The organism is Nocardia sp. MH4 (genome assembly GCF_019266065.1).
GTDB lineage: Bacteria > Actinomycetota > Actinomycetes > Mycobacteriales > Mycobacteriaceae > Nocardia > Nocardia canadensis.
The window spans coordinates 85,948-98,748 of record NZ_LPNR01000109.1 but is presented as its reverse complement, the minus strand read 5'-3'; the positions used below and the strand labels follow the sequence as shown (position 1 = coordinate 98,748).

The 12,801-nt window shown below is 69.8% G+C and carries 13 protein-coding genes; 4 read left to right on the top strand and 9 right to left on the bottom strand.

Annotation, left to right across the window (positions count from 1 at the left end):
• Positions 1–318: 318 nt before the first annotated feature.
• The 5 genes from ATM97_RS20610 to mftA all read right to left on the bottom strand — a co-directional run bounded on the left by ATM97_RS20610 (position 319) and on the right by mftA (position 6,394).
• Positions 319–1,695: a GAF domain-containing protein gene (locus ATM97_RS20610; RefSeq protein WP_218719666.1), complete on the bottom strand. Its 1,377-nt coding sequence runs from the start codon at positions 1,693–1,695 to the stop codon at positions 319–321.
• Between the two features lie 105 nt (positions 1,696–1,800).
• Positions 1,801–3,246 (bottom strand): mycofactocin system GMC family oxidoreductase MftG, encoded by a 1,446-nt coding sequence (gene mftG, locus ATM97_RS20605; protein WP_218719665.1) that lies wholly within the window; start codon positions 3,244–3,246, stop codon positions 1,801–1,803.
• 10 nt (positions 3,247–3,256) lie between these two features.
• A complete protein-coding gene (gene mftF, locus ATM97_RS20600; RefSeq protein WP_218719664.1) occupies positions 3,257–4,654 on the bottom strand; it encodes a mycofactocin biosynthesis glycosyltransferase MftF in 1,398 nt (465 codons plus the stop codon).
• Between the two features lie 139 nt (positions 4,655–4,793).
• On the bottom strand, positions 4,794–6,287 hold the full coding sequence (gene mftC / locus ATM97_RS20595) for a mycofactocin radical SAM maturase (RefSeq protein WP_218719690.1): 1,494 nt from the start codon (positions 6,285–6,287) through the stop codon (positions 4,794–4,796).
• 2 nt (positions 6,288–6,289) lie between these two features.
• Complete coding sequence (gene mftA / locus ATM97_RS20590; protein WP_218719663.1) at positions 6,290–6,394, bottom strand: mycofactocin precursor MftA; 105 nt, start codon at positions 6,392–6,394, stop codon at positions 6,290–6,292.
• A gap of 176 nt (positions 6,395–6,570) precedes the next feature.
• On the opposite strand from mftA, the gene mftR2 reads away from it, so the two are divergent.
• Together mftR2 and ATM97_RS20580 are read left to right on the top strand one after the other, a co-directional pair.
• Positions 6,571–7,209 carry a mycofactocin system transcriptional regulator MftR2 gene (mftR2, locus tag ATM97_RS20585; protein WP_218719662.1) on the top strand — a complete coding sequence of 213 codons (639 nt, stop codon included), beginning with the start codon at positions 6,571–6,573 and terminating at the stop codon, positions 7,207–7,209.
• Between the two features lie 37 nt (positions 7,210–7,246).
• Positions 7,247–8,302 (top strand): ferredoxin--NADP reductase, encoded by a 1,056-nt coding sequence (locus ATM97_RS20580; RefSeq protein WP_218719661.1) that lies wholly within the window; start codon positions 7,247–7,249, stop codon positions 8,300–8,302.
• A 16-nt stretch (positions 8,303–8,318) separates the two neighbouring features.
• Here the strand turns inward: ATM97_RS20580 and ATM97_RS20575 are convergent, their stop codons facing one another.
• The 4 genes from ATM97_RS20575 to ATM97_RS20560 form a co-directional block, all read right to left on the bottom strand.
• Positions 8,319–9,059, bottom strand: a complete 741-nt coding sequence (locus tag ATM97_RS20575) for a DNA alkylation repair protein (protein WP_218719660.1) — start codon at positions 9,057–9,059, stop codon at positions 8,319–8,321.
• Between the two features lie 108 nt (positions 9,060–9,167).
• Positions 9,168–9,932, bottom strand: a complete 765-nt coding sequence (locus tag ATM97_RS20570) for a glutamate racemase (RefSeq protein WP_218719659.1) — start codon at positions 9,930–9,932, stop codon at positions 9,168–9,170.
• Between the two features lie 56 nt (positions 9,933–9,988).
• The gene (locus tag ATM97_RS20565; RefSeq protein WP_218719658.1) at positions 9,989–10,198 is read right to left on the bottom strand and encodes a hypothetical protein; all 210 of its coding nucleotides are present in this window, start codon (positions 10,196–10,198) and stop codon (positions 9,989–9,991) included.
• Positions 10,199–10,297: 99 nt separating this feature from the next.
• Positions 10,298–11,497: an NAD(P)/FAD-dependent oxidoreductase gene (locus ATM97_RS20560; RefSeq protein WP_218719657.1), complete on the bottom strand. Its 1,200-nt coding sequence runs from the start codon at positions 11,495–11,497 to the stop codon at positions 10,298–10,300.
• Between the two features lie 325 nt (positions 11,498–11,822).
• On the opposite strand from ATM97_RS20560, the gene ATM97_RS20555 reads away from it, so the two are divergent.
• Positions 11,823–12,179, top strand: a complete 357-nt coding sequence (locus ATM97_RS20555; RefSeq protein WP_218719656.1) for an SPW repeat protein — start codon at positions 11,823–11,825, stop codon at positions 12,177–12,179.
• Complete coding sequence (locus ATM97_RS20550) at positions 12,179–12,796, top strand: TetR/AcrR family transcriptional regulator (protein ID WP_218719655.1); 618 nt, start codon at positions 12,179–12,181, stop codon at positions 12,794–12,796. The genes ATM97_RS20555 and ATM97_RS20550 overlap by 1 nt, the downstream gene beginning before the upstream one ends.
• Positions 12,797–12,801: the final 5 nt, after the last annotated feature.

The window sequence follows — 12,801 nt, the reverse complement described above, 5'->3', positions numbered from 1 at the left end:
GACGAGATCGACGGCCCGGTGGACCGCCGGCGCGACGAACCACTGTGTCCGTCGCGGGGTGCCTAGCTGTTGATCGTTCCTCCAACATCGCGGCCGCGGCCCGAACCTCGCGCCCCGGCTATGTCACTTACATCACATGGCTGCCTGTCCATGCATTGCAGACACTAGGCGGTCAGTTAATAAAAAGAAACTTTTTCCGCTAAAAAAATCGGACGAACGTCCAGTCTCTCCGGGGAGGTTGCCGCGACCTGGGCATCAGTGTGTGCCACACCACATCTACGCCAGATGTGTGAGCTACCACACTTTCAGAACGGGAGACTATGAGCCGAAACGTTGCATCTGCGTTGCATCGGCACCGAGGCGCCGATCGAGCACCCGGATCTTGGCCTCGATCTGCGCATACAGTGGCGAATCGCGGTCGACGGTGGACCGGTACGCGGCCCACGCGGCGGCGTCGTCGCGACCTTCCGGGCCCGCGGTCCACCGGCGCAGCACGCCGGGATCGGCGGACGCGAGCACGGCGGTGCGCAACCGCACCCGAAGCTCGTCTCGGATGTCGCAGATGCCCGGAGCCGACGATCTGGGGAGCACCGGACCGGCATACAAGCGCAATGCGGATTCGATATCACCGGAGTCGAGCGCGGCCCGCAGGGCCTCCACATCGGTTGCGACATGGACGCGCAGACGGTATGGGCGCGATCCGACGACCGTCGCGCCGATCACCGACCGCAGGCGCGACATCGCCGCGCGGATGGTGCCGTTGTCGAGATCGGTGTCGTCGAGCAGCAGCGCCAGATGATCGGCGCCGAGCCCCTCGGGATGCTCGGTGAGCAACAGCAGGATCTCGGCATGGCGTTGCGACAGCGATACCCGCTCCCCCGCCACACTCAGTTGCGGCTGGCCGAGCCCGAGGACCTCGAGCCCGAGCCGGGCCGGTTCCGCGTCGGCGGCTTGCTCGCCCGGGCGGTTCGGCTCGGCCGCGGGAACCCCGCGGCCGGCGCGCATCGCCCGCAGCACCAGATCCATCTCGGCGGCCGTCGCCGCGGCTTTGACCAGAGCGAGGATTTCAGGCTTGGCCACCCGCATCCCGCCGGCAATCATCAGCACGCCGATCAATCGGCCGTCCGGCTCGTGCACGGGGGCCGCCGCGCCGGTGATCTGATGCATCCGATGGAGGAAATGCTCGGGTCCGTGGATCCATGTCGCGCGACCGGTGCGCACGACGAGACCGACCGCGTTCGTGCCGATCCGGCGCTCGCTCAGATCGTCGCCTTCGCGCACGCCGATCTCGGCGGCGGCGGCGACCTGCTCCGGATGGCCGTGCACCGACAGCACACGACCGAACTGGTCGGCGACCGTCACGATCAGTCCAGCCCGCGCCGCGTCCTGGACCAGCAGTTTGTCGATGAGTGGCATCAGTGCGGCGATGGGATGGGCATCCCGATAACGCACCAGATCGGCACCACGAAGACCGCGACCGTCGAGTATGTCCGTCGGATCGATTCCGCCACGCGTACTGCGCAACCAGGACTCGAGAACGAGCGGACGCAACAGGCCGGCCAGCTGGGTCAGCTGGTCACCACCGGCACTGAGAAAACCATGGGCCTGTGCGGCATAGGCTTCCAGAGCTCCGAGCTGTGCGCCCGACTCCGCCGCCTGCCGTGGGGGCCGCCCACCTGCGAGATTGCTGACCATTTGCCTTTCTTTCCCGCTACAAACTGTACCGGTGAGTTATCGGCAGCCTCGCCAGAAGTGTGGGTTTGTCCCGCAGGTCACATTGTGGTAGCAGATGTCACTTCGTCACACCCGGTGTCGACGCGCTATCACTGTGGCGAGCAGCACCGTCGCGGCCTGCGGACCGCGGCGCAAGGGGACCGGCACGATCGACAGATCGGCCACCGTCAGACCCTCGATGCCGTGCACCCGGCCGCGATCGTCGACGACGGCGCGCGGGTCGTCGGCGGGGCCCATCCGGCAGGTGCCCGAAAGGTGCTGGGACGTCCCCAGATGCGAGCGTAGCCAGGCATCGTCGACGGTGCCCGGCGGCCGCCCGAGAATCCGCCCGGCGAGTTCGACCCCCGCGCGCAGGCGATCCCGATCGACGGCGGCGCGCAGATAGCCCTGGTCGATCCGGGCGGGAACGGCCGGGTCGGCGGAGACGAGGCCGAGCGTGCCGGATGACTCCGGCAGCATCAGCGCGACGCCGAGCCTGCGCAGGCCGGGCGTGAACATCGGGGTATACGGGCGCAGTTCGAGGTCGCCGAGTTCCAGGACGTATTCGAGGGCGACCGTGCTCGCCGTCGGCGTCGGCCCCGGGTACTCGACACCGATCTCGGGATGGTCGGTGCACCACTGCCCCACCGGCGCGGGCCGCACCACCGGGATGCCGAGCGAGCGCAGGAGCGGTTCCGGGCCGATCCCCGAGCGGATCAGCAGCGCGGCCGATTCCACCGCGCCCGCGCACAGGATCACCCGGTCGGCGTAGGCCGTGCCGCGTTCGCGACCGCGCGCCCACTCGACGCCGACCACCCTGGCGCCGCGCGACACCAGTCGGGTCACCATCGTCGCGGCGGCGATCGTGAGGTTCGGGCGGGCGAGCGCGGGATAGAGATGAGTGATCGCGGTGCCCGCTCGGCGGCCGTCCGCGATCGCCAGTGGCACGCGTCCGAAGCCGACCGTCTCCCCCGGGTGGACCGCGGCGGCGCCGTGTTCTCGGCCGGGCGGAAGTGCTTCGGGGTGTGGCGCGTTCAGATCGGCGATCTCGGCGAAGCCCGCCGCCGCGCATCGGGTGGCGAAATCCACGCTGACCGGGGTCGGCTCGGTCGTGCGGCGGATCGGGATCGGGCCGGTGGTGCCGTGACCGGGCGCGGTGCCGAAATCGTGGTCGGTCTCCAGCCCGCGCAGGAACGGCAGCACCGCGTCGAACGACCACAGCGCACTGTCCGCCGCCGCGCTCCAGGCCGCGAAGTCGGCGGCGGGCGGGCGGACGAAATAGCTGCCGTTGATCGCACCCGAGCCGCCGATCAGCTTGCCCCGCACGATGTTCCCCGGATACCGCCACACCACGGCGGATTCCGGGCCGACCGGCAGCCGCCCCGGATCGAGCAGGTCGGCGGGCATCGCGGCGGCCGAGGGCCAGACCGGACCCGCCTCGAACACGTTGACCGTGTGCGCCGGGTCGGCGCTGAGCTCGGCCGCGACCACGCAGCCGGCCGAGCCGGCGCCGACGACGAGTGTGTTCGTCACGCGGCCGAACTCAGCGCGGCGGCACGCTCGGCTTGAGCGCCTCGAAGCTGCGCGCCCTGATCACGCCGAGCCACAGGCCACTGCCGTAGGCCACGTCGTCGAGACGCTTGTAGGCGACATAGCGCACCGGATCGAGCCCGCCGGCGTCGCGGTGGGTGAACCAGTCGGCCAGCCCGTCGGCCAGGGCCATGGTGATCGCGATCTTGCGAATCCGCCGGGAAGCGAGCACCGCGATCAGCGTCACCGGCCAATAGTCCCGGCACATCGCCGAAGCCAGCCGCCACATTCCGGCGAAATAGCCGCGCGCCAGATACACCGCCGCGATGCGCGTGGGGTTGTCCAGTTCGGTGAACACCCGCCGCATCCGCACCAGCGCGGTGGCCAACGTGACCAGCCCACCGAGCAGGCCCCATTTGGACAGGGTCGCGAACAGGATGCTCGCCAGCACGGTCCAGGTCGGCACCGACAGCGGCGAGACCATGCCCGCGTGCCGCTTGCCCAGCGGCGCGGCGCCGGTGCCGTAGAACAGCCTTCGGCCGAACCACGCGCGGAAGGCCACCCGATGGTCGTGGGCGACGTGCGCGGCGGGCTCGTAGCGCAGCCGCCAGCCCGCCCGTTCCAGCCGCCAGCACAGGTCGACGTCCTCGGCCACCTGCATCGACTCGTCGAAGCCGCCCTCGTTGAGCAGCGCCGCGCGCCGGGTCAGCAGGGCCGCGCTCGGCACGTACGACACGACTCCGCGCGCGTGCACCGCCGCCTCGCGTCTGCCCAGATCCAGCGAGGACCGGGTGTGCTCGTAGCGGGCCAGCGCGTTGGACTCCTTGTCCAGCGCGACGATCCGCGGCGCGACCAGCGCCACCTGCGGATCGCTGAAGTGCCCGAGCATCACCTCGAGCCAGCCGCTGCGCGGCACCACGTCGGAGTCCAGGAACGCGACGAAGCCCGTTGTGGCCGCCCGTAATCCGGCGTTGCGCGCGGCGGCCGGGCCGAGCGGGGACTCGTGCCGCAGCACCGTCACCTGCCCACGGCCCTGCCGGGGCGGGATCCGCACCGGCTCGTCGGAACCGTCGTCGACGACGATCACGTTGTGCCCACGCAGCGTGGCCAGCAGCCGCATCAACCCGTCGGCGTTGTTGTACAGCGGGATGACGACGGTGATGTCGTCGAGCGAGGGCAGCAGCCGCGGCCGCGGGTTCGCCACACCGGAATCGAGCAGCCGGCGGGCGACGATCGCGGACTTGGTATCGGTCACCTCCAGGTACCCGTCGCCGATCAGCTCGGCGGCCTCCGGGGCCAGGCGCAGCATCCGCGCGGGCGATCCACCGATCAGGATCCGACCCCCGGAAAATGCGCGTACCCGTGGATCGATCCGTACCCCGAAGCCGTCGGGCAGACGATCATGGCGCATTCCTCGCATGCTATGCGCACTCGAGCTCGCAGACATCATCACCCCACAAAAAAGGAGGAAAGTCCGCCAGAAATGCCGCCGTGACCGATATCCGGGCGCGTCAACAAGATCGGCAGCGCACTTTCGGCAACCGACCCGTCTATCCGAGTGGACTCTCGTTGCACGCCTTGGCAGGAGCGCGCTTGACCGTCAACGGCAGCGAGACCCGACCACGGGTACGAACCGGGCGCGAATGATCGACCGCGGGTCGCGGAATCGTGCGGCCCGGCATCGACAGTGCCGCTTCGCCATAGCCCTGCACGCATTCCGGGTCGGGACCGTTCGCGGGCAGGCCGGTGAAGAACTTCGCCGCCATGCAGCCGCCGCGGCACGCGTCGTAGTGCGAGCACTTGGTGCAGGCGCCGCCGTCGACCGGCTCGCGCAGTTCGGCGAACAGCTCCGAGGTGGTCCACACCGCGTCGAAACCGCCGTCGGCGACGATGTTTCCGGCCTTGAACCGGTCGTGGATGGCGAACGGGCAGGCGTAGACGTCACCGACCGGATCGACCAGGCACACCACCCGGCCCGCGCCGCACATGTTCAGGCCCGGCAGCGCGGAACCGAAGGCCGACAGGTGGAAGAACGAGTCGCCGGTCAACACGCCCTCGCCGTTGGCGACGAGCCAGTCGTAGAGCTCGCGCTGCTGTTCGGGCAGCGGGTGCAGCTCGTCCCAGACGTCGGCGCCGCGGCCGGATGGACGCAGGCGGGTCAGCCGCAGGGTCGCGCCGTAACGGTCGGCGATGGCCTTGAATTCGTCGAGCTGGGCGATGTTGTGCCGGGTCGCGACGACCGAGAGCTTGGCGTCCTTGAACCCCGCGTTGTGCAGGTTCTCCAGGGCGCGGATCGCGGTGTCGTAGGAGCCGGGGCCGCGCACGGCGTCGTTGACCGCGGCGTCGGCGCCGTCGAGGGAGATCTGCACGTCGACGTAGTCGCTGGCGGCCAGCCGCGCGGCGACCTCCTCGTTGATGCGAACGCCGTTGGTGGAGAACTTGACCCCGACATGATGGGCGGTCGCGTAGTCGACCAGCTCCCAGAAGTCGGGTCGCACCGTCGGCTCACCGCCGCCGATGTTGACGTAGAAGATCTGCATGCGCTCGAACTCGTCGATGAGCGCCTTGCACTGCTCGGTCGTCAGCTCGTTCGGGTCGCGGCGACCCGACGAGGACAGGCAGTGCACGCAGGACAGGTTGCACGCGTAGGTGAGTTCCCAGGTCAGGCAGATCGGCGCCGCCAGACCGGATTCGAACCGGTCGATCAGCTTGCCGCCCTGGGTGGTGTCCGTGGAGGCAGGCAGGCTCACCGGTGTCACCGGCGTGACCGGGCCCGGCGCGGGCACGATCATGTCGGTGTCGGCCAGCTGCGCCAGCGCCTTGATGTGGGCGTCGGACGCGCCGACGCCCTTGGCTCGCAGCGCGTCCCGCACCGAGGCGTGAGCAGGCAGCGACTGCACCACGTCGACCAGATCGCGGCTCTTGAGGAACGAGAGCTTGCGAGTGCCGAAGTGGTACAGCAGCGCACCGAAGGACTCCGGGCGCAGCGAGACGCGCGGATGCAGCGCCCAGCGGGTGTCGAGATCGAGCACGCCTGCCTCCATGGTCAGTACACGCCGCACATGCCGTCGATGCTGACCTCTTCGATCAGCGTCTCGGTGACCAGGTCTTCGTCGGATTCGACGGTCGCAGGCGTTGCGTTCTCGGGCATGACTACCTCCATTGTGTTGCCGGTCACCGCCGACTTTAACGTCAGTCACTGCCATAAAGGGGCGGAATTCGAAAATCTCGATGGCCGCGAGCACCTCGGCGCACCCCTCTAGACTTCCGGGAGCAGGACGGGAACGCCGCCGGTGGGTCCGGTGGCAGTAGAGGTGAGGCGGAAGCTTGCGTAACCACGGAGGGGCAGGGAGCGGCGCGCATTCCACACTCTCGGAGTCGGAGATCGTCGAGGCGGCACTGCGAGTCGTGCGCGAGGACGGCGTGGAGAAACTGTCGATGCGCAGGCTCTCCCGCGAGCTCGGCGTCTCGCCGATGGCGCCGTACTACTACGTCGCCGACAAGCGGGAACTGCTCGATCTGGTGGCCAGCGCGGCCCTGCTCGGGGTCCGCAAGCCCACCCGGGAGTCGGGGCCGTGGCAGGAGCGCCTGCGCGACCTCATCGATCAGATAGACGATAAACTGCGCAGGCATCCCGGCCTGGGCGACATCCTGCTCGAGCAGATGCTCGGCAAGCAGCTCGACCTGATCGACGCCGTGATGGAGATCCTGTTCGACGCGGGCTTCAGCGACCGCAACGTGCTGGCCGCGTATGCGACCATCCACACCTACCTGTTCGGCCGCAGCCGGGTGAATCCGCGGGACCGCTCCGCCCCGGCGGACGTGCTGTTGCCCGAGGCGGTGGCACGGGCCACGAAGTACATGGCGGACCTGCGCGGCAAGTACTCCTACGACTTCGGGATGGAGGTGCTGGTCGCCGGTCTCGAGGCGCAGCTTGCCCTGCAGGCGCGTCCCGACCTAGCATGAAACTGAAACACGTTCTAGTTTTGTTCGAGAGGACGACATGACCACAGTCGAGGTTCCGCACGGTTCGCGGTCGGTGGTGCTGCGGGTGGCCGCGGTGATCGCCGAAACGGCCGACACCCACTCCGTGGTCTTCGAGGTGCCCGCCGACCTCCGCGAACGCATGGCCTACACCCCGGGCCAGTTCCTGACCCTGCGCATCCCCAGCGACCAGACCGGCTCGGTCGCCCGCTGCTACTCGCTGGCCAGCTCGCCGTTCACCGACGATCTGCCCAAGGTGACGGTCAAGCGCACCGAGGGCGGCTACGGCTCGAACTGGCTGTGCGACAACATCTCCGCGGGCGACGAGCTCGAGGTGCTGCCGCCCTCGGGCGTGTTCACCCCCAAGAACCTCGACGAGGACCTGCTGCTGTTCGGCGCGGGCAGCGGCATCACCCCGGTGATGTCGATCCTGAAGTCGGCGTTGTCGCAGGGCAGCGGCAAGATCGTGCTCGTCTACGCCAACCGCGACGCCGACTCGGTGATCTTCGCCGACGAACTGCGCGACCTGGTGGGCAAGCATCCCCAGCGCCTGTCGGTCATCCACTGGCTCGAGCCGCTGCTCGGCCTGCCGACCGCCGACATGCTGGCCACCCTGGTCGCGCCCTACACCGCCTACGAGGCGTTCATGTGCGGACCCAAGCCGTTCATGGACCTGGTCCACGACGCGCTGGCCACCCTCGAGGTGCCGCGCAACCGCACCCACGCCGAGATCTTCAACTCGCTGGCGGGCGATCCGTTCGCCGACCACGCTCCCGTCGAGCTCAGCGAGGAAGAGGCGGCCGACGCCGCGACCGTCGAGGTGGAGCTCGACGGCCAGGTGCACGAGCTGTCCTGGCCGCGCAAGCAGACGCTCGTCGACATCATGCTCGACAAGGGCCTGGACGTGCCGTACTCCTGCCAGGAGGGCGAGTGCGGCTCCTGCGCTTGCACCGTGCTCGAGGGCAAGGTCGAGATGGCCAACGCCGAGATCCTCGACCCCGAGGACATCGAGAACGGCTACATCCTCGGCTGCCAGGCCCGGCCGGTCACCGACCACCTGAAGATCCAGTTCTGAGCGGGGCCGCGCCGCCTCAGCGCAGCGCGCGGTAGGCGGCGCGTTCCTCGGGCGTCAGGTGCTCGACGGCGTAGCTCAGGGCGGTCCGGCCCATCCCGGCCGCGTTGGCGTCGAGGAAGCCGGTGAGCACCGCCGGATCGACGCGTTTGCCGATCTCGCGCAGCATCCAGCCCAGCGCCTTCTGGATGAGATCGCGGCGGTCGTCGAGCAGCTCGCTCGCCAGTTCCAGCGTGGTGCTCGGATCGCCCGCCTTGATGAAGGCGAAGGTCGACAGCAACGCCACCCGCCGCTCCCACAGCGAATCCCGCCGCGCCAGGTCGAACAGCAGGCCGCGGTCCTTGTCGAGCAGCCACGGGCCGACGATGTTCTCGGCGGAGGCGTCGACCAGATCCCAGTTGTTCACCCGGCCCCGGCGCACCGCGTCCAGGTAGAACTCGACCATCTCCGCGCGCGCCGCGTCGTCGCGGGTGCGCGGTTTCGACGCCGCCGCGAAGCGGGCGTTCAGGATGAGCAGCGCGGCCAGCCGTTCCTCGTGGACCGGGCTGTCGAGCAGGTCGCCGATCTGCTTCAGCGGCAGCGTGGCGAACTGTTTGGCGACCTTGCGCGTGGCGGGGACGCGAACGCCGAGGAAGACATCGCCCTCACCGTATTCACCGGCGCCCGTCTTGAAGAAGCGCTGGAGGTGGATGGCATCGGCGGGATCGGCTCGCTCGGCGAGCGCCGCCCGCACCTGCGCGGCGGTGGGGAGCTCGGACACAGGGCACCTCCGGCGTCGGGGGAATTCCCTCGCATTCAACACCGGCGGACCGACAGATTCGCGTCGGCCGCCGACGGGCGTGTCCGCCGACCGATCGGCTCGGCGACCTCAGCCGGACAGCGCGCCGACGACCCGGCCGGACTCGAAAGTGGCGGCACTGCTGGGCAATTCCCCCGGCCTGCCGCTGTTGCGGACGGTGACGGTGCCGGTGCCGGCGGTCGGGCGGCCGAGTTCGTCCATCTTGCGGATCGTCTGCGCGGCGACGGCCTGAGCGCTGTCGAACAGGCGAACGCCGTCCGGCAGCGCCCCGATGATGGCATCGATGACCAGCGGATAGTGTGTGCAGCCCAGGACGACGCCCTCCACATCGGCGGGCGTGCGAGCGGCCGCGTCGGCGATGGACTCGCCGATGGCGGACAGGTCGCCGCGGTCGATCGCGTCGGCCAGGCCGTGGCAGGCCACCCCGACGACTTTGGCGTCTCCGGCGAACTGGGCGATCAGGTCGGCCTGGTAGCGGCTGGCGGTGGTCGCCGCGGTCGCCCACACGGCCACCGAACGGCACTGCGCCGCCGCCGGCTTGATGGCGGGCACGGTCCCGATCACCGGCACCGACTCCCCCACCTCGGCCCGCACGTGCGCCAGCGCGGTCACGCTCGCCGTATTGCACGGCAGCACGATCACTTCGGCGCCGAGTTCCAGCGCCTGCCGCGCCGCACCGAGCACCCGCTCGACCACCCAGTCCTCCGGCTTGGGCCCCCAGGGCGCGCCCTCGGGGTCGAGCAGCAGCAGCAGATCCGCATCGGGACGCATTGTGCGCAACCACGCCGCCGTCGGCAGCAGGCCGAGGCCGGAATCGATAAGCGCGACGATCACGGGTCCACCGTATTACAGGCCCGCGAATCGACCTGCCGCGACCGTATCCCCGCGCGCTACACCAGTTCGATCTCGTCGAAGCCCACCGTCAGCGTGTGTCGCCGTTCCCGCAGCACACCGCCTTCGCGGTGCACGCTCCCCTCCGCGAATTCCAGCCGCACCGTGGCGCGGCGCACGTCGACCTCCCTGACCACACCGCAGACACCGCTGAACGGACCTTCCGGGAAATAGACGACATCACCGGCCGAGTACTCGGTAAACCCCACGGCGCCACAGTAATCCAGGCCGGTGACAAGGTCCCGGCGTCGGCCGGTTCTCAGCCGCCGTCCCGATCGATCGGCGCGGCGGCTGTGAACCTTTCCGGATCAGCCCGCGGCGGCGAGCAGGTCGGCCACCGGGGTGTCGGTGGCCAGCTTGGCGCGCAGCTTCATCACCTGACCGGTCAGACCGGCGCCGAGAACGGCGGTGAGGATGCCGTCGCGGGAGTAGTAGGCCAGGAACTTGCGGCCGTCGTCACTGACCACGGTGACGTCGTCGGCGGGCGACGGGGTGCCCAGCGCCTGGATCTTGACGTCGTACTGGTCGCTCCAGAAGTACGGCACCCGGGCCGCGGTCGGGGCCGCACCGCCGAGCAGCGCGGTGACCAGCAGCTTGGCCTGCTCGCCCGCGCTGGTCCAGTGCTCCACCCGCTTGCGGACACCGGTGTCGTGCTGCCAGGCGGCCACGTCGCCGACCGCCCAGACGGCCTCCGCGGAGGTGCGGCCGACCTCGTCGGCGAGCACGCCGCCCCCGGCGGAAGCCTCGGCCAGTTCGATGCCGGAACCGGCCAGCCAGTCGGTCACCGGCACCGATCCGACACCGACCACCACCAGGTCCGCATCGACCTCGGTGCCGTCGGTGAGCAGCGCGCCGCGCACCCGGCCGGATTCGTCGGACCGCAGGGTGTCGACGCCGACGCCGCAGCGCAGGTCGACGCCCTCGTCGCGGTGCATGCGGGCCACCAGCCCGCCGATCCGCTCGCCGAGCACCGAGGCCAGCGGAGTCGGCTGCGGCTCGACCAGAGTCACGGCGACATCCGCGGCCCGGAAGCTGGCGGCCAGTTCGCAGCCGATGAAACCGGCGCCGATGATCAGCGCCCGATTCGCACCGTCCAGTTCGGCGCGCAGCGTCTCGGCGTCCTCGTGGGCGCGCAGCACGTGCACGCCCGCCACCTCGGGCAGCCCGGGCAACCTGCGCGGGCGCAGCCCGGTCGCGATGATCAGCTGGTCGTAGCCGAGGTCGCTGCCGTCGGCGAGGGTGATCGTGCGCGCGGCGGTATCGACGCCCGTGACGGCGGTGCCGAGGCGCAGCTCGATATCCTTCTCCGCGAAGAACTCCGGCGGCCGCAGGGTGGTGTCGTCGGTCTCGCCGCGGACGAACTGCTTCGACAGCGGCGGGCGGTCGTAGGGCGGACGCGACTCGTCGCCGAGCAGCAGCACCCCGCCCTCGTACCCGGCCCGGCGTAGTTCCTCCGCCGTGCGCAGGCCTGCCAGACCCGCTCCGACGATCACGATGGGCGCGCTCATACCTGTGTCCTCTCGGCCTGTGCGGCGCCCTGCCTGCTCGCGCGAGCCACCGCCGCCGGGAGCTGACCGCTCATGCTCTCTCGATTCGGCATGCTCGGGCGCCCTACGTGGTTACGCAGACTGCCGCCTTCGGGCGCTGACCGCTCATGCCATGTTCTTGTGTTGCGGGCCACTACGGCCCCGAAGATGTTTGTACCAGTGCGACCCGCCACAGGTGACACCCACGTCGCAACGCAACCGTGCCGCTTCCGATGTCGACCGGGCGGTCAATCAGGGGTAGACCGAGGTCAGAAGTATTTTTCGTCTCATCGAGGAGGCATTCCCCATGTTCACCGACAGCCGCGCACAGGATCTTCTCGCCGTCGTGCTCGGCGCATTCACCGCGCTGTCGCCCCTGTGGGTCGACACCAACGACAACGCCCGCTGGACGCTCATCGTGCTCGGCGTACTCATCGCCGCGACCGGGCTGATCCAGATGGCCCGGGCGAGCATGTCCAGCGCCGACTACGCGATGGGCCTGTTCGGCGTCCTGCTGTTCATCTCGCCGTGGGCGATGGACTTCACCGCGTTCAGCGGCGCATCCTGGACCGCATGGGTGGTCGGGGTAGTGACGGCGGTGGTGGCGGTCGCCGCGCTGCCCGCGATGAACGAGCGCCTGCACAAGATGGCTCCGCATCACTGATGCCGGGCCGACGCGTCGGGCGCCGCAACGCGAAACGCGATGGCGACGCCCGGCAACTCATTCTGGATGCCGCCGAGAACCTGTTCGCCGCACAGGGATTCGACGCCACCCCGACCGCTGCCCTGGCCGCGGCCGCCGGGGTACCCAAGGGCCTGGTCTTCTACTACTTCCCCACCAAGAACGCGATCCTGTCCGCGCTGATGCGCGAACGGGTCCCCGAACACCCGATCGACGATCTCGGAGCCGTGGTCGCCCCCGGTGATCCGGCCGCCAGCCTGATCAACCTCGACTCCGCCATCAACCTGCGCGACCACCATTCCTCGGTCCTGCGGGTGATCATGTGGCGCGAGGCCGACACCCACCCCGACGTGCGGCGTACCCTGCGCAACCTGCGCGACCAGCTTCTCGACGCCACCGCCCGCGTCCTGCAGGCCAGCGTCCCCACGCCCGTCCGTCCGAGCACCCTGCACGCGTGCGCGTCGGCCTGGGTCTCGGCCATGTTCGCCATCGCCAGCACCGACCGCCTGCACGCCCTGGACGGCGTCCCGGTGCCGACCCCCGACGACCTGCTCGATGTCGCCCAGGTGGTGGCGGCGGGGATGACCCAGCTCGGCTGAGGACC

Excerpts from the sequence above, each read along its gene's own strand:
- ATM97_RS20550 (WP_218719655.1), top strand. The coding sequence starts at position 12,179 with ATGCCGGGCCGACGCGTCGGGCGCCGCAACGCGAAACGCGATGGCGAC.
- mftC (WP_218719690.1), bottom strand. The coding sequence starts at position 6,287 with ATGGAGGCAGGCGTGCTCGATCTCGACACCCGCTGGGCGCTGCATCCG.
- ATM97_RS20610 (WP_218719666.1), bottom strand. The coding sequence starts at position 1,695 with ATGGTCAGCAATCTCGCAGGTGGGCGGCCCCCACGGCAGGCGGCGGAG.
- ATM97_RS20555 (WP_218719656.1), top strand. The coding sequence starts at position 11,823 with ATGTTCACCGACAGCCGCGCACAGGATCTTCTCGCCGTCGTGCTCGGC.
- ATM97_RS20580 (WP_218719661.1), top strand. The coding sequence starts at position 7,247 with ATGACCACAGTCGAGGTTCCGCACGGTTCGCGGTCGGTGGTGCTGCGG.
- ATM97_RS20560 (WP_218719657.1), bottom strand. The coding sequence starts at position 11,497 with ATGAGCGCGCCCATCGTGATCGTCGGAGCGGGTCTGGCAGGCCTGCGC.
- mftF (WP_218719664.1), bottom strand. The coding sequence starts at position 4,654 with ATGCGCCATGATCGTCTGCCCGACGGCTTCGGGGTACGGATCGATCCA.
- mftA (WP_218719663.1), bottom strand. The coding sequence starts at position 6,394 with ATGCCCGAGAACGCAACGCCTGCGACCGTCGAATCCGACGAAGACCTG.